16 protein-coding genes and 1 pseudogene are annotated in these 19,962 nt (G+C 45.2%); 2 read left to right on the top strand and 15 right to left on the bottom strand.

Annotated elements, in window-relative coordinates:
- Positions 1-37: 37 nt before the first annotated feature.
- The gene (locus E0698_RS03285) at positions 38-841 is read left to right on the top strand and encodes an NAD kinase (RefSeq protein WP_014277899.1); all 804 of its coding nucleotides are present in this window, start codon (positions 38-40) and stop codon (positions 839-841) included.
- 144 nt (positions 842-985) lie between these two features.
- Here E0698_RS03285 and E0698_RS03280 read toward each other — a convergent pair whose 3' ends face one another.
- Both E0698_RS03280 and lipA read right to left on the bottom strand, forming a co-directional pair.
- Positions 986-1,912: a YutD-like domain-containing protein gene (locus E0698_RS03280; RefSeq protein WP_192510589.1), complete on the bottom strand. Its 927-nt coding sequence runs from the start codon at positions 1,910-1,912 to the stop codon at positions 986-988.
- 24 nt (positions 1,913-1,936) lie between these two features.
- Positions 1,937-2,839, bottom strand: coding sequence for a lipoyl synthase (gene lipA / locus E0698_RS03275; RefSeq protein ID WP_044645417.1), 903 nt, complete (start codon positions 2,837-2,839; stop codon positions 1,937-1,939).
- A gap of 250 nt (positions 2,840-3,089) precedes the next feature.
- Between lipA and E0698_RS03270 the strand changes: the two genes are divergently transcribed.
- Positions 3,090-4,193: a M23 family metallopeptidase gene (locus tag E0698_RS03270; protein ID WP_134912779.1), complete on the top strand. Its 1,104-nt coding sequence runs from the start codon at positions 3,090-3,092 to the stop codon at positions 4,191-4,193.
- Positions 4,194-4,251: 58 nt separating this feature from the next.
- Here E0698_RS03270 and yunB read toward each other — a convergent pair whose 3' ends face one another.
- The 13 genes and pseudogenes from yunB to licT (E0698_RS03205) form a co-directional block, all read right to left on the bottom strand.
- Positions 4,252-5,058 carry a sporulation protein YunB gene (gene yunB / locus E0698_RS03265; protein WP_134912778.1) on the bottom strand — a complete coding sequence of 269 codons (807 nt, stop codon included), beginning with the start codon at positions 5,056-5,058 and terminating at the stop codon, positions 4,252-4,254.
- A 142-nt stretch (positions 5,059-5,200) separates the two neighbouring features.
- Complete coding sequence (locus E0698_RS03260; protein ID WP_192510588.1) at positions 5,201-6,133, bottom strand: aldo/keto reductase; 933 nt, start codon at positions 6,131-6,133, stop codon at positions 5,201-5,203.
- 109 nt (positions 6,134-6,242) lie between these two features.
- Positions 6,243-6,932, bottom strand: coding sequence for a DNA alkylation repair protein (locus tag E0698_RS03255; protein ID WP_192510587.1), 690 nt, complete (start codon positions 6,930-6,932; stop codon positions 6,243-6,245).
- A gap of 19 nt (positions 6,933-6,951) precedes the next feature.
- Complete coding sequence (locus tag E0698_RS03250) at positions 6,952-7,569, bottom strand: DNA-3-methyladenine glycosylase 2 family protein (protein WP_192510586.1); 618 nt, start codon at positions 7,567-7,569, stop codon at positions 6,952-6,954.
- A 71-nt stretch (positions 7,570-7,640) separates the two neighbouring features.
- Positions 7,641-8,459 carry an SPL family radical SAM protein gene (locus E0698_RS03245; RefSeq protein ID WP_192510585.1) on the bottom strand — a complete coding sequence of 273 codons (819 nt, stop codon included), beginning with the start codon at positions 8,457-8,459 and terminating at the stop codon, positions 7,641-7,643.
- A 2-nt stretch (positions 8,460-8,461) separates the two neighbouring features.
- A complete protein-coding gene (locus E0698_RS03240) occupies positions 8,462-8,977 on the bottom strand; it encodes a methylated-DNA--[protein]-cysteine S-methyltransferase (RefSeq protein ID WP_192510584.1) in 516 nt (171 codons plus the stop codon).
- Complete coding sequence (locus E0698_RS03235; RefSeq protein ID WP_192510583.1) at positions 8,958-9,563, bottom strand: bifunctional transcriptional activator/DNA repair enzyme AdaA; 606 nt, start codon at positions 9,561-9,563, stop codon at positions 8,958-8,960. The genes E0698_RS03240 and E0698_RS03235 overlap by 20 nt, the downstream gene beginning before the upstream one ends.
- 226 nt (positions 9,564-9,789) lie before the next feature.
- Positions 9,790-11,679 carry a beta-glucoside-specific PTS transporter subunit IIABC gene (locus E0698_RS03230; protein ID WP_192510582.1) on the bottom strand — a complete coding sequence of 630 codons (1,890 nt, stop codon included), beginning with the start codon at positions 11,677-11,679 and terminating at the stop codon, positions 9,790-9,792.
- Between the two features lie 248 nt (positions 11,680-11,927).
- A complete protein-coding gene (gene licT / locus E0698_RS03225) occupies positions 11,928-12,758 on the bottom strand; it encodes a BglG family transcription antiterminator LicT (RefSeq protein ID WP_134912764.1) in 831 nt (276 codons plus the stop codon).
- 271 nt (positions 12,759-13,029) lie between these two features.
- Positions 13,030-14,469, bottom strand: a complete 1,440-nt coding sequence (locus E0698_RS03220; RefSeq protein WP_192510581.1) for a 6-phospho-beta-glucosidase — start codon at positions 14,467-14,469, stop codon at positions 13,030-13,032.
- A 485-nt stretch (positions 14,470-14,954) separates the two neighbouring features.
- Positions 14,955-15,707: pseudogene (locus E0698_RS03215) on the bottom strand (glycoside hydrolase family 1 protein); the annotation flags it as partial.
- A 62-nt stretch (positions 15,708-15,769) separates the two neighbouring features.
- A complete protein-coding gene (locus tag E0698_RS03210; protein ID WP_192510580.1) occupies positions 15,770-17,665 on the bottom strand; it encodes a beta-glucoside-specific PTS transporter subunit IIABC in 1,896 nt (631 codons plus the stop codon).
- A gap of 148 nt (positions 17,666-17,813) precedes the next feature.
- Positions 17,814-18,650, bottom strand: a complete 837-nt coding sequence (gene licT, locus E0698_RS03205; protein WP_134912758.1) for a BglG family transcription antiterminator LicT — start codon at positions 18,648-18,650, stop codon at positions 17,814-17,816.
- Positions 18,651-19,962 lie beyond the last annotated feature (1,312 nt).

Below are 19,962 nucleotides of genomic sequence, written 5' to 3'. Positions count from 1 at the left end.
TGATCGGTATATACCCATGACAAAGGAGCTTTTCATCTTGAGATATTATGTTCTGGATCGCGGGGATCAGCACTCCATGGACTTGAGTCAGCAGTTTCACCGTCTTGCCCAAGAAAAGAATTTCAAGCTGGATGCCGAATCGCCGGAAATCGTCGTGTCAATTGGAGGCGACGGTACTATGCTTCATGCGTTTCATACCTTCATCGACCGACTTTCGGATATAGCCTTTGTTGGTGTACATACCGGTCATCTGGGCTTTTATGCCGATTGGCGTGCGGACGAGCTGGAGGAGCTAATCCACCTGATGAGCCAAAGCGGATCTGAGGGACCCCTTAAACCGAGAATTGTCAAGTATCCATTGATCGAGCTGGAGATTCACAAGAAGTCGGGGAATGCTTCTTTTATTGCGTTGAATGAATTTACGTTAAAAGGGGTCGATGGCACGGTCGTTGCACAAGTGGATATTAACGATGTCACGTTCGAGATGTTCCGTGGAGACGGAATATGCGTTTCTACCCCTTCAGGTACGACTGCCTATAACAAAGCACTCGGCGGAGCTATGGTTCACCCCACCATTGAAGCGTTGCAATTAACCGAGATTGCCTCCATTAACAACCGGGTGTATCGGACACTTGGATCGCCATTGCTACTGCCCAAGCACCATCATTGTGATATTTTTTCGAGAAAAGATCAGCGTCTTCTGCTGACGGTAGATCATCTGAACTTCCCTGTGGATGATTTGATTTCTGTTCGTTGTCAGGTCTCCAGTCACAAAGTCAGCTTCGCTCGTTATCGTCCCTTTCCATTTTGGGATCGGGTACGCATTGCCTTTCTTAATTAGGCAAGCTGCTTTGAAATACACATAGAACTGAAAAGTACTAGTACAAGCAAAAAGAGCCAACCTTGGCTCTTTTTGCTTGTATGATAGGGCCAACTCAATCCATAGTTGATCTTTTTACCAGTAAACAAAAACGGCTCCTGAAATTCAGGAACCGTTTTGTTGTGGAGCTGTGAATGTTTTATTCTTTTTGCTTCCCTCAGCTCTTTCGGCTTTGGCAGCAGGCTGCGCCTGACGCTGGCCTCCGGAATCACGTGAGACGCGGACTTGCCGTCCCTCCCGGTTTTCCTTCGGTTGACGCTCATAGCGTGGGCCACGGGATTCCTTTTTCTCGAAATTCCCTTGCTGATTACGCTGTTTCCGCGGTTCCCGGGCTTGCTGTCCTTCACCGGAAATTCGCCCGTCCTTCGCCTCACGTGGTTCTCTCGGCGGGCGCGAATCACGTGCTTCTCGTGGCTCACGCTGCCGATTCCCTTCACGCCCTTCTCTGGGCGGACGGTTTTCACGGAATTCCCGTGGCTGTCGCTCACGCGGTTCCTGGACTTCCCTTGGTTCCCGTCGTTGCAACTCCCATGAGTCCCGAATTTCCTGAGCTTCACGCGGCTGCTCCACTCGCGGCTCCTCGGCTTCCCTTGACTCGCGCTGTGGCTCCGGCCATTCCCGTTCTTCTCCGTCTGCACGTTGTAGCACTTCTTGCGGCTCTCCGGCTTCAACCGTTTCCGTTGGTTCCGCTTGAGGTTCTTCCAACTGTTGATGATCCGGCGTAACGGATTCATCATTGTTTTCAATCTTACTGATCACTTCGCGGCTCTTAAGCAGCACAAAATAAGCACAACCGAAATTACAATACTCATTAATGTAATCGTCCAGTACTGCTATGGATGTATCCTTATTGGCCTTGGGATGCCCGTCACGATAAAAACCCTTTAGACGCAGCTGATTGTAACCCCAATCACCAATAATATAATCATAGCGCTCCAGCACTTCACTATACCGGTCACGAAAAGCTTCGGGATTCCACCCGTTCTTGTGATCCTGTAACACTTCATAGTTTTTACCACCGATATGAAACAAGCTAATCTGACCGCCTTTCCCGGATCAAGCCTGCGAAAGGGCGCCTTCTTCCTTATGCTGAGCGGCAGACTTCACCTGCTCATGCGCTTGGTAGGAGCTGCGGACCAACGGACCAGATTCGACGTGGCTGAACCCCCGTTGTAATCCCTCTTCCTTTAACTTCGCAAAATCTTCCGGTGGGTAATATTTTTGCACATACAAATGTTTCTCGGATGGCTGCAAATATTGTCCAATTGTCATAATATCGCAATCGACTTTACGCAGATCATCCATGGTTTGTAAGATCTCGTCAAACTCTTCTCCGACACCCAGCATGATACTGGATTTGGTAGGGATGGACGGATTTAATTGCTTTGCACGTTGAAGAAGCTCCAGGGAGCGACGGTATTTGGCCTTGGCCCGAACTTTATCAGACATCCGCTCCACCGTTTCAATATTATGATTCAAAATATCTGGCTTGGCATCCATGACAATTCGCAGCGATTCGATATCGCCCATAAAATCGGGAATCAACACTTCTACGCTGCAAAAAGGCAAACGGCGGCGAATCGCACGCACCGTTTCTGCAAATATAGTGGCTCCCCCATCCTTCAAATCATCGCGGGCCACACTGGTTACGACACAGTGTTTCAAGTTCATGTTTTCAGCCGCTTCCGCGACGCGTTCAGGCTCCTGTAAGTCCAGTTCCGTAGGCATTCCCGTATTCACTGCGCAAAAACGGCACGCACGCGTACAAATATCACCCAAAATCATAAATGTAGCTGTCCTGTTGGCCCAGCATTCATATATATTAGGGCATCGCGCCTCCTCACATACGGTATGTAATGTCTTGGAACGCATCATGCTCTTGATTTCCTGATAGTTATCGCCTGTCGTGAGTTTAATACGAATCCAGTCGGGCTTGGCTTCCTTCACTTTTCTAGACAATGGCATAGACCTTCTTTCTGATAAGCTTGGGCTGTCATTGCCATACATTATAACATGAAAGCCATGGAAAAACCTCCATTCATTGTTCCCTTTTTGATATGACTTTGATGCCGAAAAAGTAAACTCCTTATATGGATAAAAGCGACGGATATGGCTCAATCTAAACCAAAGGGGCCCGTACCGCTGCCGTTGGATGCGGGCCTGTAATCTACGGGGGCTATCAAGCTCCCTTATAAGGAGGTCGGTTCACGTGCCTTACCCTAAACGTACAGCCCGCGCTATTCGCCTGTTGCCGCTGCTGTTGTGCGCCACTACACTAACAATGGCCTGTCCGCTTCCTGCTCAGGCCTTGGCTACACCTTTAGAAGCCTCATCCCAAAGCATCCAGACAGCACATGTTGCTACTCCAAATTCCCAGTCATCACTGTATAGATCGAGGCTTGCTCTATATCTTTCCGTCGAAGCCTTGACAGGGATTCCGTGGTACAGGCTGGCCGCTATCGACCAATATGAATGCACGCTTACGATTGCGCATCCCAAAGATCGCAAGCATGCGGAGCGAGTCACAGGTATCTTTGTCACCGGACCCGTCTGGTCCGGTTTGATGAACCCTGATCCCGAGGACCGGCATCCACGTTCCATTTCTTTTTTTTCCGGGCTGGGACAGGACGGCTCGGGTGACGGAATTGCCGACCGCGATGATGACAGGGACTTGTTGTTCAGCATGGCCTCTTATCTCGGTAAATATGGGAACACAGAGGACGAATTTTCCATTGCGGTATGGGAATATTACCACAACAGCCGTGCGGTTCAAAGGGTACAGCAGTTCGCCAAGCTGTACCGGACCTATGGAAAGCTGGAGCTTGGCAAACAAGCCTTCCCGCTTCCCTTGGGCAGCATTTATAGCTATCGCAGCACTTGGGGCAGTCGTCGGAGCTGGGGTGGTTACCGCATTCATGAAGGGACAGACCTGTTCGCCGGCTATGGCGTTCCCGTTCGAAGTACCTGCTATGGCGTAGTCGAAATGAAAGGCTGGAATCCGTTCGGTGGATGGCGAATCGGGATTCGGGATCTCAACAATCGCTATCACTACTATGCGCACCTCTCCGGCTTTGACAAGACCGTTCACAACGGGGACATTGTCACGCCAGGTCAGATTGTCGGCTGGGTCGGAAGCTCGGGTTACGGCAAGCCCGGTACCCAAGGCAAATTCCCGCCACATCTGCACTATGGCATATACCGGGACAGCGGTTGGATGGACTGGTCCTTTGACCCGTATCCGTTATTAAGACAATGGGAGCAGACGGAGCGCAAAGCGCTCAAAACCAGCAAAGCAAAAGGGACCTCCACATAAGGTCCCTTTGCTTTTCATATACAACAATCAAGCCCTCTCACATTCCACTTGCCTTCGCTTATGGCGTTGGGGATGAAGTGGTGGGTTCATCTTCCTGCATTTGTGGAACACTCTCTATGCCGGAATCCGCAACGCCGCCTGTCTCTATCGAATGAGGTGGCAGCGCCAAATTGGGGGCGACAGCTCCATTTTTACCGACGGGCTTACCCTGATTATCATAGTAGTACATTGGGACATTGCCTACCACGAGCAAATAAGACACCGGAATTTCCGTCTCCACAACCTGAGGCTGCATTTCAAAAGGAATCACGACGGACACCTCCGTCGTAATCCGAATATACACTTCCACCAGAATCATGTTGATGCCCGCATCCTGCTGGCGTGTATTTAAATCTACCTTGATAGCTCCATGCGGCTCCACCTTGAGTGGAACCTTCGGGCCATAAGTTGCCAGCAGCGGACTACCCAATGCCTGACCGATCGGAACGCTCTCATCAAAATGGCTCATGCTGTCCATTGTTGCCTTGACTGCCTTGAGCGTATCCGAGGTAATTCTCATATGCTCCGCATAATTCAGAACAAAGCCGGAGGTTTTCCCTTGCGCATCCGTTCTCCATTCAATCAGTTTATCAGCGGTCTCGCCCTGCTCTACCTGCGCAGTAATCGCTGAATTAATGGCCTCCGTCGCCATTTGCTTGACCCGCACTTTTGCCAAATGCATCATAGGCGGCTTCAAATGCTGCTCTACATAAGAGGCAACCTGTACGATTCCTACCAGCAGTATCAGCCCCACAATGAGCCATACTCTGTGTCTTCCGTGTCGCCTTCTGTTAGGCCTGCTGTGCCAATGCGGTCTTCTCTTCATCCCGATCCCTCCGCAGCGATGAGCTTACCCTACAAGGATATGCGGCGGGTACACGAAAAAGAAGCCGCCCGTCCGGCAGCTCCTTTTAGTATGCTAAAAATATATAATGCACGACGTGACTCTTAAGCATTATTTGAAAAAATTATTTAAAAATATGGTCAATCTTTTCAATATCTGCCTGACTCAGCTTAACATCCAGCGTTTTCAGATTCGCCAGCACCTGCTCCGGCCCCTTCGCCCCTGGAATGAGGGCATCAATCGAATCGCGGGTCAAATACCATGCGAGCACAACATGAGCGACCTCTGCATTCAACGCATTAGCAATTTGCCGTACCTGCTCCACTTTGTCCAAATTACGAGCAAATGCTTCTCCCTGAAATAATGGACTTTTCGCTCTGTTGTCTGTGAAGGTTGTGTCTTTCGTATACTTACCGCCCAGCAATCCGGAAGCCAGCGGGAAATAAGGCACAAACGAAATGCCATTGGCTTTGGTGTAAGGCAGCAGTTCCTTTTCCGCTTCCCGTTGGAGCAAATTATATTCGGATTGAAGCACATCTACATAGCCGTCACTATTCGCATCCTTAAGTTGTTCAATGGAAAAGTTAGATACGCCAATGGCCTTGATTTTGCCTTCGTCCTTGAGCTTCTTCAATTCTCCGACAGCCTCTGCCTTCGGCGTAGCTTCATCCGGGAAATGGATATAGAACAGATCAATATAATCGGTCTGCAATCTTTTCAGACTGGATTCGACAGATTCACGTAAAAAAGCAGGCGAGTTGTCAAAAACAACCTCTCCGTTCACAAATTTGTGTGCCCCCTTGGTCGCAATGACAGCTTCCTCACGTTTGCCGCGCTCCTTCAGCACCTCACCGATCAACCGCTCTGAGTGCTCAGGTCCGTAAATAAAAGCCGTATCCAGAAAATTGATGCCGTTGTCCAAAGCGGTGCGAACGACTTCTTTGCCCGTTTCATCGTTCAAGCCGGAAAAAAGATTATGTCCTCCCACCTTATTTGCACCCAAACCGATTGGTTTTACATGTAGATCTGTTTTTCCAATACGCACTTGCTCTGCCAATTCACGTCATCTCCTTTTCGAAAGTTACTTCCATTTTAATATTTAATTCCAAAAAAAGCAAATATAATATACTCAAAATCAAATAGGAATAATAAGATATAAAACAACACTATTTTCTTTTTCGCTTCATACTGCGAATAATTGTTTTCGTTGTCTGATCCACCCGGTATGATTCCGTGATTTTTTGCAGAGCTTTGTTGAAGGTAAAATCATCCAGTGTATTGTTTTTTAAGTAACTCATCGTAATCTCAGGCAACTTGATATAACAGATGGATATCGCCCATGCGACCGCCATTTGTACATAATAATCCTCACGGTGGGTTTGATCCATCCATTGCAGTACCCGGATGATATACTCTTCCTCAATATAAAAATTCAGAAGCATGACCACTCCAAACCGAATTTCATATTCTTTCCTGGATGACAGATACGGCTGGATAAAGTCCCATACTCGTTCCTTATGATTTTTCGTACATTTTAATCCGGCACAGAAGCTGTCACAAACTGACCAGTTATCAATTTTAGGAACAAACCTGGCGACGTAGCCCAAAACTTCCTCTATATCTGCTTTCACATAGCCAATCACCATGCCTTGCAGCATTACTTCCTCGAAATGTTCACTTTCAGCAGTTTCAAGGTAGAGACGCCAATCACCTTTGGCAATATCCTGGGCGAGCTTACGCAGCACCGGCAGGCGTACGCCCAGCACATTATCAATATTCGGAATCAATGCCGCCGTAAATTTTTGAAAATCCACATCAACATGTGCCAGAATTTGTTCTCTAATTGTTATTTTCACCGTTCCCACTCCCTGATCCTTAACGAAATGAAATACTCCATAAATAAATAGAGGCCACCGAACCATAAGGCGAATAGACTCGGCAGTACTCCTCAAATTGCTTCTTGGTCAGTGTATCCAGATTGTACAGCTTCATCATCCCCCGCCGAATAGCTATATCGCCCCAACTGACGACATCCGGACGTTCCATGGAATTAATCAGCATCATTTCAGCCGTCCACGGGCCGATCCCATGCAGCGAGGACAATTTTTGAATCACTTGTATATCGGAGAGCTCATATAGTTCCTGCAAATCCAACAAGCCCTGTTCTATGGTTTGGGCTATATTCAGGATACAAGCTGCTTTTTTCATCGTGATACCACAGCTTTGAATCACTTCAACCGACTGGGTCGCTATATTTTCCGGAGTCATCACACCCAGTCTCTCCTGCATTCTTACCCATATGGTTTGAACCGCCTTCGCAGAAATAAGCTGTCCCACAATCGCATGAACAAGCGCGGCGAACAAATCGGGAATAATCACTCGTTCGACCTTGCCCATTTGCGTCATTGCTGTACCGAGTACGGTATCCACGCTTTTCAGATAGTTGATTTCCTTCTCTCCATAGTCAAAATTTTTCGTGATCACGGTTTGCACACTCCGCTTCCTCCTCTGCAACCTTTATGCAGTTCCACCCACATACCATTTGAATGCAGTCTACACCAAAATCAGGGCTCAAATCCTTCACGGCTTACATAAAGCTGTTCTTCAGGAAAAACATTACGAAACTGTTTGTAGACTGCCTTGTAGGCAGCCGGATGATACCAATCCTCCAGCCCTAACGGCTCGTAAAGCGCACCGATATTTAAGCTTCGAGTACGCCTTCCTCCACTGCCGTCTCCCATAAAATAATCATCAATACAGACACGGTTGACCAGTGGCAAAAGCTTGTCCGCAAATTGCTCGCTGCTTGGAAGCATCGGAGCGATGGTGGCTTGCGTTGGTACTCCTGCCTCTTTTAACAGTTGCAACGTCTTGAAACGAGCCTGAATGGGGGGCGCATCCGGCGTAAAATGTTTGCGTATATCTTCGCGGTCCGTTTCTACCGTCATGCTCACCCGTACGCGATCCTCTAATCGGAGTAACAAGTCGATATCCCGCCGTACAAGCGGACTGCGAGTCTGCACAAACAGGAAATCCGGCGGATCTTCCACCATCACCTCCAGCAGTGAACGGGTCACTTCTTCCTTGTACTCGACAGGTTGATAAGGATCTGTGCTGGACGACATAAAAATGGTGACTTTGCCCCTGGATTTGGCCCGCCGAAGCTCCTTGCGAAGAATATCAGCCGCCTGCTTTTTAATATCAACCCATGTGCCCCATTCCTCGCCGCGAAACGTCGAAACCGGCATTTGGCGCACATAGCAATACGAGCAACCAAAGGTACAGCCTGTATACGGGTTTAGCGAGTGCGTATACCCCGACAAGAAACCTGTTCCTTTATTCAGAAGGGTCTTGGGGGATTTGTATATATGATGTGCTTCCATTGTTAACCTCTTTCGAGCTGCAAAAGCTTTACCTTCATATCCAAACCACCACGATATCCGGTTAAAGCGCCATTTTTGCCGATAACCCGATGGCATGGGACGGTGACCAGAATCGGGTTAGCACCGATTGCAGCTCCCACCGCACGAACAGACGCGGGTTTCTGAATCGCGTTCGCAATGTCTGAGTAGGATTGTGTCTCTCCATACGGAATGTCACACAGTGCGTTCCAGACCGCCATTTGAAACGCAGTCCCCCGAAAGTCAAAAGGAACGGTAAAACTTGTGCGTTTCCCTTGAAAGTATTCAATAAGCTCTGTGGCATAGGGCTGCAAGACCTCATCATCTTCAACTAATGGACTGCCGGGAAATCGACTCCCTGCCCACGAAGCCAATTCCTCTATAGGTTTATCGGGTGAGCCTACGTAACATAATCCATCCGATGTAGCTGCAATATATAAATTCCAATCCTCGTGGGTTAATAATGACCAATAGATTGTTTTAGGGGTTTGGGTTAACATGATGTATACCTCCATTTTGTAATTGTTCTGATTTAAGGTGGCGATATTGCAAAGGGGTGTAGCCTGTATTCTTTTTAAATAACGTAATAAAGTAAGGGGTATTGAACAAACCTACGCTCTCCCCTACTGCCGCAACGGACTTATCCGAGTCCATTAGCTGTTGCTTGGCATGCTCCAATCTGGTTTGCTGTATATATTCCATCGGGGTTATATCCATGACCCGCTTGAAGGTACGATGTAAATGGTACGGGCTCCCATGACTCATCTCTGCAAGCAGATGCAGCGTTAAATTTTCCTTGTAGTTAGCATCCACATACTCTGTAACCAGCGCAATCCATTCATGATCAGGCAAGCGTTGCCCCGTCGGTTTACACCTTTTGCATGGTCGAAAATGCTCTGCTAAAGCCTGTTCTACTGTTTTGAATAAGCGAATGTTTTCTCTTTTGGGAGGACGGGATTTGCAGGAGGGGCGACAACATATTCCTGTTGTCTTCACAGCATAAAAAAATTCACCATCATAAGACTTGTCGTTCTCCACAATAGCTCTCCACTTCTCGTCAGTGATGGGCAACTCGGATTTCTTCATTACATTCACCTCTCATTTGCGATGTAGCCTCCCATTTATCTATGTCTAAATTATAAACCAAACAGTGAACATATGTACCCCTCTTGGAATGTAAAGGCAAGATAACGAAAAAAAGATGACTCCATCGGAGCCACCTTTGATCTTACATGCCCATCTTCTTTTATGCACTTGAACCAAAGCTCGGAAATACCGATAAGGTGGACCTCAGAGCTTATTTTTATGTCATTCAGGCAATGCCCTCTTTCTCATTGGTACCGCCGAACAGTTTTAAGAGCGGTTCCTGCACCCTTACCTGTCCTTTGGTGGCTGGAAGGATTTCTGAATAAGCGGAAGAATTCGTAACGATAATCGGCGTAATCGTAGGGTAGCCTGCTGCCCTGATCTGCTCAACATCAAATTCGAGCAGAAGGTCCCCCGCTTTTACCTGATCGCCTTCTTTGATATGGGAGGTAAAATGTTTACCGTCCAGCTTAACCGTATCTACTCCGACATGAATCAGAATTTCTGCGCCTTTGGGCGAAACAACTGCAAGTGCATGTTTTTTCTTGAACGCCACGGTAATCGTCCCGTCGAACGGGGCTACAACTCTGCCTGATGTCGGTTCGATGGCGACGCCTTTACCCATAGCTTCCGACGCAAATGCAGGATCGGGAACTTCCGAGAGGGAGACAACGGTTCCTTCAATCGGACTAAATACCTCTTCGTTAGAAACATCTGTTGTATGAGCTGGTTCTTTAGTCGAATTTTCGGGTGATTCTTCCGCTTCAACCGGATCTTCAAACCCTAAAATATAAGTCAGAATGGCCGAAACCAGAAACGATACCGAAATTCCTAAAATCAGTCCCGGGAAGCCTTGTCCGCCAGGGCCGTAGAAGATGGGCAAGGTCAGCAGTCCCGGCGCGCCGGAAGCGAATGCTTGCGTTCCCGCTTGGCCGATAATTGCACCACCGATAGCACCGCCGATAATACCTGCAATAAACGGACGTTTCAGCGGAAGCGTGACTCCATAGACGGCTGGTTCTGTGATACCGAACAATGCGGTAAGCGTAGCGGAACCCGCCAAGGTCTTCAACTTTTTATTTTTTGTTTTAAGCATGACACCAAACGCAGCACCGGTTTGGGCGAAGATGGAAGCCGCAGCGGAAGGTTTGATTCCGTCTCTGCCGTTAACAGCAATGTTATTAATGAATACAGGTACGAGGCCCCAATGGACACCGAAGATAACGAGAATTTGCCAGCAAGCACCCATGATTGCGCCAGCCAATAACGGGCTGAAGCCGAACGCGGCAATGAGTCCAGTTGCGATGCCGTTGCCCACGTAGACCCCGAATGGACCAAACACGATCAAGGTCAGAGGAAGCATAATCACGAGCAGGATCAATGGCGTAATAAAATTTTTGACGCTTTCATGGATCAGCCGATTAAACCATTTTTCTAGCTTGCTCATGACAATGATAGCAATAATAATGGGAATAACCGTAGACGAATAACTCATCATGACAATTGGAATACCGAAAAAGTCAGTAGGTGTACCTTCCGTTTTCAACGTGACGATGGACGGGTAAAGCAATCCTCCGGCAATGGTCAGGGCGACGAAGATGTTACCTTCAAATTTTCGGGCTGTTGTAACCGCTAACAAGAGCGGGAGAAAATAAAACAGACTGTCAGCAGCGGCCAGCAAAATAATGTAGGTGGTGTCCTTCGGTGTCAGCCATCCAGCGTTGCTGGCAATCAGCAGCAGGCCTTTCAGAATACCGGCTCCCGCCATGACTCCGAGTAGCGGTGCAAAAATGCTGGAAACAACGTCTATAATGGCACCGAAGCCTTTGTTGGCTTTAGCAGGTTTTTCATCTTTTTTGGATTCGTCCAGAATGTTGGATACCTTGCTGATAGCACTGTATACTTCTGGTACTTTGTTACCGACTACGACCTGAAACTGGCCACCGCTTTGCTTAACCGTGATAATCCCATCGGTTTTTTCCAGTTTTTCTTTGTCCGCTTTCGCCTCGTCCTTTAGTACAAAACGCAAGCGGGTGGCGCAGTGAACGAGTGATACCACATTTTTTTCACCGCCTACCAGATGAACGATTTCCTTAGCCAATTTTTCATAACTCATGCTAGACACCTCCATGTTCTAATGGGCATTTTACGTATTTAGGCGCACAAAAAACCTAAGCCTTGAAAAATGGTGGGTGCTTTTTGTCCCGCAATTTTTCATGACTTAGGTTTTGCCTGCATAACCAGTAACAATCCCAGTTAAAGCTTATTAAATTCCTGTTGTTCTCATAATATAATTAATCAACCATATCTGTCAATAAAAATATTTACCCATATATTCTCTATCCTGTTTGCAGGAAGTCCAGCTTATCTGTTAACCACCCGCTCAATATGAACGGTCAGATACAGCTTTTCTTCGTTCGTCAATTCGTGGTTGTATTCTTTTTCCACAAAAGCTCCGATTTTCTCCGTGCAAGCAGCCGCGTCTCTGTGCTTTTCCTTGATCATGTCATACAAATGATCGTAGTTGTTTTCGTAGTGATTCCCCTTAAACACACGCTGGGCGAAAAATTTCAGATGCGTAATAAAGCGGAAATAACTCAGAGAGTCCTCGTCAAAATCGACCTTGAAATGATATTTCGCTATATTGATAATTTGCTGCATAAATTTTGTAATACTCATTGTGGTGATAACTTCCTCGTTCATTTCGGCATTCACGATGTGAATCGCGATAAAAGCCGCTTCGTCCACAGGCAGTTCAATATCGAGCTTTTGTTTAATTTGTTCCAGCGTTTTCAGACCGATCGCAAATTCTTCTTTGTACAACTGCTTGACTTCCCACAATAATGCGTTTTTGATCTCCAATCCTTCCCGGTATCTTTCAACGGCAAAATTGATATGGTCGGTCAAGGAAACATAAATATTTTCGTTCAGCTTTTTGTTCAAATTGTGCTTGGCATCATTAATGATTTCTTCCACAATCACAATCAGTTCCAGTGGAACCTCACGCAGCAGCATTTTGAAGTTGTCGGACGTCTGCTTGTTTTTCAGGGCAAATACTTTCTGAATTCTGGTTTCGTCTACTTTATCTCCGGGCTTTTTCTTAAAAGCAACCCCGCGGCCCATCACCACGAGTTCTGTACCGTCCGTCTGGTAGACGCTGATTACATTGTTGTTGATGACCTTTGCTATTTTCATCTAAATCCCCCCATATGCCAGCAAGAGCCACTCCTGTTCCATCCTGTTTATGGCAAACAAAAAAACCGAAGCTCAACAAATAAACAAGACTGTAAAATCCGCTTATTGGTGGCTTAGGTTTTGCCTGCCTTTGCAGTAACAATCCTAAAAATGATGGAATTGCGTCAAGTATAGCCCGAAGACGGGAGATTGTCAACGCTTTCAACCAAGAAAGAGAGACCGGAAATCCCCTTTACTTTCGGGATATCCGATCTATTTTCTTGTTGGACGATTACTCTCCCAGATTCTGGCCATCGGAATGAATTACGTTTTTGTACCAGTGGAAGCTTTTCTTTTTAATCCGGTTCAGCGAGCCGTTGCCTTCGTTGTCCCGGTCCACATAAATATAGCCGTAGCGTTTTTTCATCTCTCCCGAGGAAGCGCTGACGATGTCAATAGGACCCCAACTCGTATAACCGATAATCTCAACCCCATCCTGAAGAGCCTCGCCCATTTCCGCAATATGCCGCTTCAAATAGTCGATCCGGTAATCGTCGTTGACTTCTCCTTCAGGAGAAACCACGTCGTTGGCACCAAAGCCGTTTTCCACCACAAAAAGAGGCTTCTGATAGCGGTCGTGCAATTGGTTTGCCGTGATACGGAACCCTTTCGGATCAATCGTCCAGCCCCATTCTGACTTGTCCAGATACGGGTTGGACACAGAGCCGAACACATTGCCGCTCGTCATGTTTTTAACAACTTCCGGGTCTGTGCTGGTGGTTCGGCTGGAATAGTAACTGAAACCAATATAGTCGACGGTATGATGTTTCAAAATTTCCGCGTCGTCCGACTCCATCTCGATGGAGAGTCCATGATCCTTGAAGAACCGCTTCGCATAACCTGGATATTCCCCGCGTGATTGAACGTCGATGAAGAAGTAGGACTCGCGGTCCTTTTCCATTCCCTGATAAACATCTTCGGGATTGCACGTATACGGATAGAAGCTGCCGGCAGCCAGCATACAGCCAATTTTGGCATCTGGAATGATCTCGTGGCACGCTTTTACAGCCAGTGCACTTGCAACAAGCTGGTGATGTGCAGCCTGGTACTGAATTTGTTTGACGTTTTCGCCTTCCTGGAAAACAAGCCCGGCGCCAATAAACGGCAAATGGAGCAGCATGTTAATTTCATTGAACGTCATCCAGTATTTTACTTTATCCTTGTAACGGGTGAATACTGTTTTGGCATAGGTTTCAAATAAAGCTACCAGTTTCCGGCTTCGCCAGCTTCCGTACTTAGCAATCAGATTAACCGGTACGTCAAAGTGAGCGAGCGTAACCACTGGCTGGATGCCATGTTTAAGCAATTCGTCGAACAGATCATCGTAAAATTGTAACCCGGCTTCATTCGGTGCAGCATCTTCTCCCGTTGGGAAAATACGGGCCCAGGCAATGGAAACACGCAGCGCCTTGAAACCCATTTCTGCAAATAGCGCAATATCCTCGCGATAGCGATGGTAAAAATCAATCGCTTCGTGGGAAGGATAGAATTTGCCTTCGAGCGGAGTGAGCGAGGGAACATTCCCTTGCATGATGCTTCTTCTTTTCTCGCCAGTCGGCAACAGATCTACCAGACTCAATCCTTTGCCGTCTTCCAGATAAGCACCCTCGGCCTGATTGGCAGCAAGAGCACCACCCCATAAAAAGTCTTTCGGAAAAATAAAGCTGGACATAAACGTTCTCCTTCCAAAATGTGTGATGGGGGAAAGCCGAAAGGGTTTAGTGAAATAAAAAAACCCAAACTAGCCCAGATACACGTGTAGTGTAGACAAGCCGGTTCAGGTTATGCCCTAACGGTAACATTCCATGAAAAGGTTATACGTATTTGATGAAACTCTAACAAAGATTTGGAAGCCTGTCAAATTCATTTGATGTTATAACCCCCATGTGAGTTATAACATCGAATGAGACAAAAACGTGCTTAGATAGGCTATTTTTATAACATTAGTCAAAGATACTTATAAAAACTAGTAGGATAAACACACCTTTTCTATATGATACACTGAGATAAGTATGTTCCACTGATTGTTTATTGTTCCCCAATAGATAGATGTTAACTGTATATTCACGAGTGGATTGCCCCCAATAATAAGTAATATTGGTTTTGGACAACGAATAGATTTATCAGTGAAATTTATCAGATGATAGAATTTATTGTGTCGCCGAACATTAGGATTTCCCGTTCTCCTTGCAGAGCCGCAAAAACATCCTCCGGTGCACTCGTCAATGGATATGCAGGAATATAATCCAACATACATCCGATTTGGGCATCAGAAATAGCTTCATGACAAGCCTTAACGGCGAGAGCACTCGCTACGAACTGATGGTGTGCAGCCTGATATTGAATCTGTTTCTTGTTTTCTCCTTCTCGGACGATAATTCCACCGCCTGTGAACGGATAATGGGCAAGAATATTAATTTCATTAAAAGTCATCCAATACTTTACTTTCCCTTTAAATCTCTCAAATAGAACCTTGGCATACCGTTCATAACATTCGATGGTCTTGCGGCTTCTCCAGCCCCCATATTTCTTGGCCAGTCCTAAAGGCATTTCATAATAAGATATCGTAATGACAGGTTCAATATTGTATTTGAGCAACTCATCGATCAACTGCTCATAGAAACGGAGGCCCTCTTCGTTAGGTAGCTCTTCATCTCCCTCAGGAAAAATACGTGTCCGTGCAACTGATGTCCGGAAACAGCGGAACCCCATTTCTGCAAAAAGTGCGATATCTTCTTTATACCGATGGTAAAAATCGATAGCTTCGTGAGAGGGATATTTGCCTTCGGGAATTTCCATAATCGGCCCTGTAATTCCATGAGGCAATACATCTGCTGTGGACATTCCTTTTCCATCCTCTAAAAATGCACCTTCTACCTGGTTGGCCGCTACAGCGCCGCCCCATAAGAAGTTTTACAGAAAACTGTATGTGTTGGATTGCAAAGGTGAGTCTCCTTTCTGACTAGTTCTGCTTAGACAACAAGCGTCAGCAACTTATCTTGTGCCAAAACCGATGAGTCTGTTGTTTCAATAACATCCAAATAATCGCCGGAATTCGAGATTATAACTGGAGTGATCGGATTATATCCGGCTTCCTTAATCTTCTCAAGATCAAAATCAATCAATAGATCCCCTTTGCGGACCTGATCTCCTGCCTTAACCCGAGGGGTGAAATATTGCCCTTTTAATTGAACGGTGTTGATTCCAATGTGAATCAACATTTCCGCACCACTCTCAGACAAAATAATTACAGCATGACCTGACTTGAGGATTGTGCCAATCGTACCGTTCACTGGAGATACGGCTTGGCCAACACTCGGAATAATTGCAATCCCTTTCCCCATAGCACCTTCTGCAAAAGCAGGATCGGGAACTTCAGTCAAGGATTTCACATCTCCTGTTAATGGGCTGAAGAGTACCTCTTTCTTCAAGATCTGCGAAACACCAGTAAGGTTGACACTTTCTTCCGGTTGAACAGCCTTTACTTCTACAGTAGGAGTTGCGTCACTTGGCTCAGTCACTGCAACAGCTTGTTTGTCTTGGTAACCGAAAAGAATCGTCAGAATCAAACCAATCCCCATGGCGGCGGCAATCCCTATTAAATAATACCCGACAGGTTCGAATGCACCGATTGAAAAAATATTTTGGAAGACAAATGCTGTAGCATACGTATGGAAACCGCCATTAATCGCCCCTCCGACAGCTCCGGCAATAATAACGTATGGGATCGTGCGCTTGTAACGCAGCAATATCCCGTATACGGTCGGCTCAGAGACACCGGCTAACAACAGACTTAACGTAGAGGAACCGGCAATTGATTTCAAAGACTTTTCTTTAGATTTAAGGAAAACAGCCAGTGCCACCCCTGTCATTGCAAAGTTAGAAGCTGCCCACATCGCAAGGATTGGATCGGTTCCATTCGTAAGATTTGCCAGCACGATCGGAATAATGCCCCAATGAAGGCCAAATACAACAAGGAAGAAGATTAACCCGCCAATAACAGCACCGGTTAACAGCCCACTTACTCCCATAAGGTAATTGATCGAATTCGCTATCGCATTTCCGATATATACACCAAACGGACCGAAGATCATCGCAGTAAGTGGCACAATAATGGCTAAAGACAACAATGGAACCAAGAACGTTTGAAGCTCTTTATGGATGATTTTCTTTAGATATTTCTCCACGTAAGAGAAAATCCAAATTGCTACGAATACCGGAAAGACGGTTGATGAATAATCCATCAAGACTACAGGGATGCCTAGAAAGGAGGTCGTATCTCCGTTAGCTAATAACCCCGTAAAGTTCGGTTCCATTAATGCTGCACCGATAACTCCACCTACATAAGGATTGGCGCCAAATTTGATCGCTGCAGAGACGCCCAGGAATATAGGTAGGAAATAGAAGACGGCATTAGCTGCTGCAGCCAGAATGAGGTAGGTTCCACTTTCCGCAGATACCCAGCCAAAGGTTGTGAACAGGGTTAAAAAAGCTTTTAGTATCCCCGCTCCGGCCATTGCAGGCAACAGAGGAGAAAGACTTCCGGAAATCACTGCAAAAATTGTGGACAGAATCTTCTCCTTAGGTTTATCTGCATCCTCTGATGCAGAATTCCCTGTCCCAAGTTTGCTGGTTTTCATAATCTCTTGATATACGTGTGCAACGTCATTTCCGATAACCACTTGAAATTGACCGCCACTTTCTACGACAGTCAGCACTCCTTCTAAGCTTGTCAGCTTCTCTTTATCGGGTAAATGATTGTCTTTTAAATTAAATCTCAACCGGGTTGCACAATGGACAAGGTTCGTAACATTCTCCTCTCCACCGATGTTCTGCACGATATCTTTCGCTAATCTTTCGTACTTCATTTGTGCTCGCTCCTTTAGACCTCATTCTGGTTTATATGAAATAAAAAAACCTGAATAGGTGATTAAGTACACTGAAAAACAGTACACTTATCACTTATCCAGGCTTTGCCCAACTAATGGTAACAACCCTGCTATTTATTGTAATAGGCTAATCTCTGCTGGTCACACGCCTAATATGGAGCATGAAATAGACCATTTCACCTTCGGTTGTCTCAACTTGATACTCTTCCCGTAAATATGCTCTTACCTTCTCACTGCAGGCAAAAGCTTCAGGATACTTGGCAACGACTTGTTCGTAGAGCTCATCGTCCTCAGAAGGAATCGATTCATGACGCATGGTGCGATAAGAAAAATATTTTAAGTGAGTCACAAAGCGGCTATAATTTAACGAATTCTCATCTAGCTCAATCCCATAATGAAGTGTTACTATATTAAGAATTCCTTGAACCATCTGGGTAACCATCAAGGTCTGTTCCATTTCCTGACCATCCTGCTGACCATTTACAAAATGCATTGCGATAAAGCCAGCTTCATCTACAGGCAGTTTAATTCCGGTTTCCTTTTCAATTAAGTGTAAAGCATGCATTGCCGTGTGATATTCTTTCGGATAGAACTTCTGTATCTCCCAGAGCAGCGCATTCTTGAGACTCAATCCCTGCGCGGAGCGCGTAATTGCATAACTAATATGATCTGTAAGAGCCAGGTAGATATTATTACTAAAGGAAGTGTGTAAATCCTTTACTGCATAACGGATAATTTGATCTGTCAATTCTAGATGCTTTGGAGGAATCTCACTCAGTAATGTAGATAGCCGCTCAGATAATTCCTTAGTCTCCATCACGAAGGTCTTTTCAATTCTTGATGGATCTATATTTCCACCTGGATTTTTCTGATAGGCTAGTCCCTTTCCAATAACAATGATCTCGGATCGATTCGGCCCTTCAACCAGTGCAACATTATTGTTAAATACTTTTTTAATCCTCATGAGTTCGCCCACTTTATATTTTTTACTAACAAAAAAAGCCTAAACTAATCCTAAACTAAATATAAATTAGCACGGATTGGTTTAGGCTTTGCCTGCGATGCAGTAACAACCCTAATATTAATTGTAGATTCATTATATAAGATGGGGAGAACGTTTTCAACAAAAAAATAATCTCAAATCTGGATTTGAACACCTGTCGCTTAATTTTGGAATTGCATAGCTAAAATATCACCTGAACGAGGTTTAGCTGTACGATGTGAATAAACTGTAATTCTCCGATTCAAATAATGTTTAAGATATCCTCTATTTCTATCCATTCCAATTGATCCCTAATAGTTCTCAGTTCAATTCGTTGTAGCTGATAATCAGCAGTCATTACGATACCGTGTAATACTTTATCATAATTTGCAGGAAATACTTTTAATCATAATGGGCTATGATCTTCAATCCGGATAGTTTCCAAAGACGTAGTTGTTTTTGGCATAGATTTATTAAACTAAATCTTCTCCGTTTGTCGTACTAATATTCTTATACCAGTTGAGTTCTTCTTCTTAAGACGACGCATGTTGTCTTTCCCTTCACTGTCTTTTTCTACATAAATGAAGCCCTAACGCTTTTTCATCTCCGCGAAATAATTAAAATATATCTTTTGCTAATTTGGCATTATCTATAAAGAGCACCTAGCTACCTATGAGTTAAATTTCATCCTTGATGTCTATTCAAGTCAAAATCTAGTTGTTGAATATACAAGTCTTTCGCAAGATCTCAAGACAAGCCATTTCAAAGTTACGCAAAAGAAAAAAGAGGGACAAATCAATGTATGAAGTAATTGATTTAATTAAATTAGCTCAAAATGGGAACAGAGTAGCTGAAGCAGAACTTATAAAACGTTACGAAACTTAGTCTTAATCTCCTCCCTTTTCATTTTCATCATCAGGATACCCGTATATCAAACGAAATAGACAATTTACATATCTAATATTTCTCAAAATTAATAAACAAAATGAAATAACTGATGGGCACTTCTTCACCAGCTTAACAAATACTATCTAAAAACAGCTTGTTAATTATCTAAATATCCCCGGAAGCTAAAGACAAACTTTGCCTGAGTATCGACGGATGCAGCCTCCAAATAGCAGAAAGAGATTTGAATGAGGGTAACATTTTCCTTTAGATAATGATTATCTTACTTCTTGTTATAAAAAATATACTGTCCTTTTTCACCATAAAATAAGGGCTCTTCGCTCTATTGGATGGGTAACGCCGTATAGAAATAGGTTCATAGTCAAGCTTGTTTCAGTAGATTCTTAAA

This window comes from Paenibacillus sp. 23TSA30-6 (assembly GCF_014858585.1).
GTDB lineage: Bacteria > Bacillota > Bacilli > Paenibacillales > Paenibacillaceae > Paenibacillus.
Note: the sequence above shows the minus strand (reverse complement) of the source record. Positions and strands in the feature narration are given on the sequence as shown.

What these genes read in the sequence shown, in the direction of transcription:
- E0698_RS03245 (WP_192510585.1), bottom strand. Translation starts at nt 8,459, where the DNA reads ATGGAAGCACATCATATATACAAATCCCCCAAGACCCTTCTGAATAAA.
- licT (WP_134912758.1), bottom strand. Translation starts at nt 18,650, where the DNA reads ATGAGGATTAAAAAAGTATTTAACAATAATGTTGCACTGGTTGAAGGG.
- E0698_RS03235 (WP_192510583.1), bottom strand. Translation starts at nt 9,563, where the DNA reads ATGAAGAAATCCGAGTTGCCCATCACTGACGAGAAGTGGAGAGCTATT.
- E0698_RS03220 (WP_192510581.1), bottom strand. Translation starts at nt 14,469, where the DNA reads ATGTCCAGCTTTATTTTTCCGAAAGACTTTTTATGGGGTGGTGCTCTT.
- licT (WP_134912764.1), bottom strand. Translation starts at nt 12,758, where the DNA reads ATGAAAATAGCAAAGGTCATCAACAACAATGTAATCAGCGTCTACCAG.
- E0698_RS03230 (WP_192510582.1), bottom strand. Translation starts at nt 11,679, where the DNA reads ATGAGTTATGAAAAATTGGCTAAGGAAATCGTTCATCTGGTAGGCGGT.
- yunB (WP_134912778.1), bottom strand. Translation starts at nt 5,058, where the DNA reads ATGAAGAGAAGACCGCATTGGCACAGCAGGCCTAACAGAAGGCGACAC.
- E0698_RS03210 (WP_192510580.1), bottom strand. Translation starts at nt 17,665, where the DNA reads ATGAAGTACGAAAGATTAGCGAAAGATATCGTGCAGAACATCGGTGGA.
- E0698_RS03240 (WP_192510584.1), bottom strand. Translation starts at nt 8,977, where the DNA reads ATGTTAACCCAAACCCCTAAAACAATCTATTGGTCATTATTAACCCAC.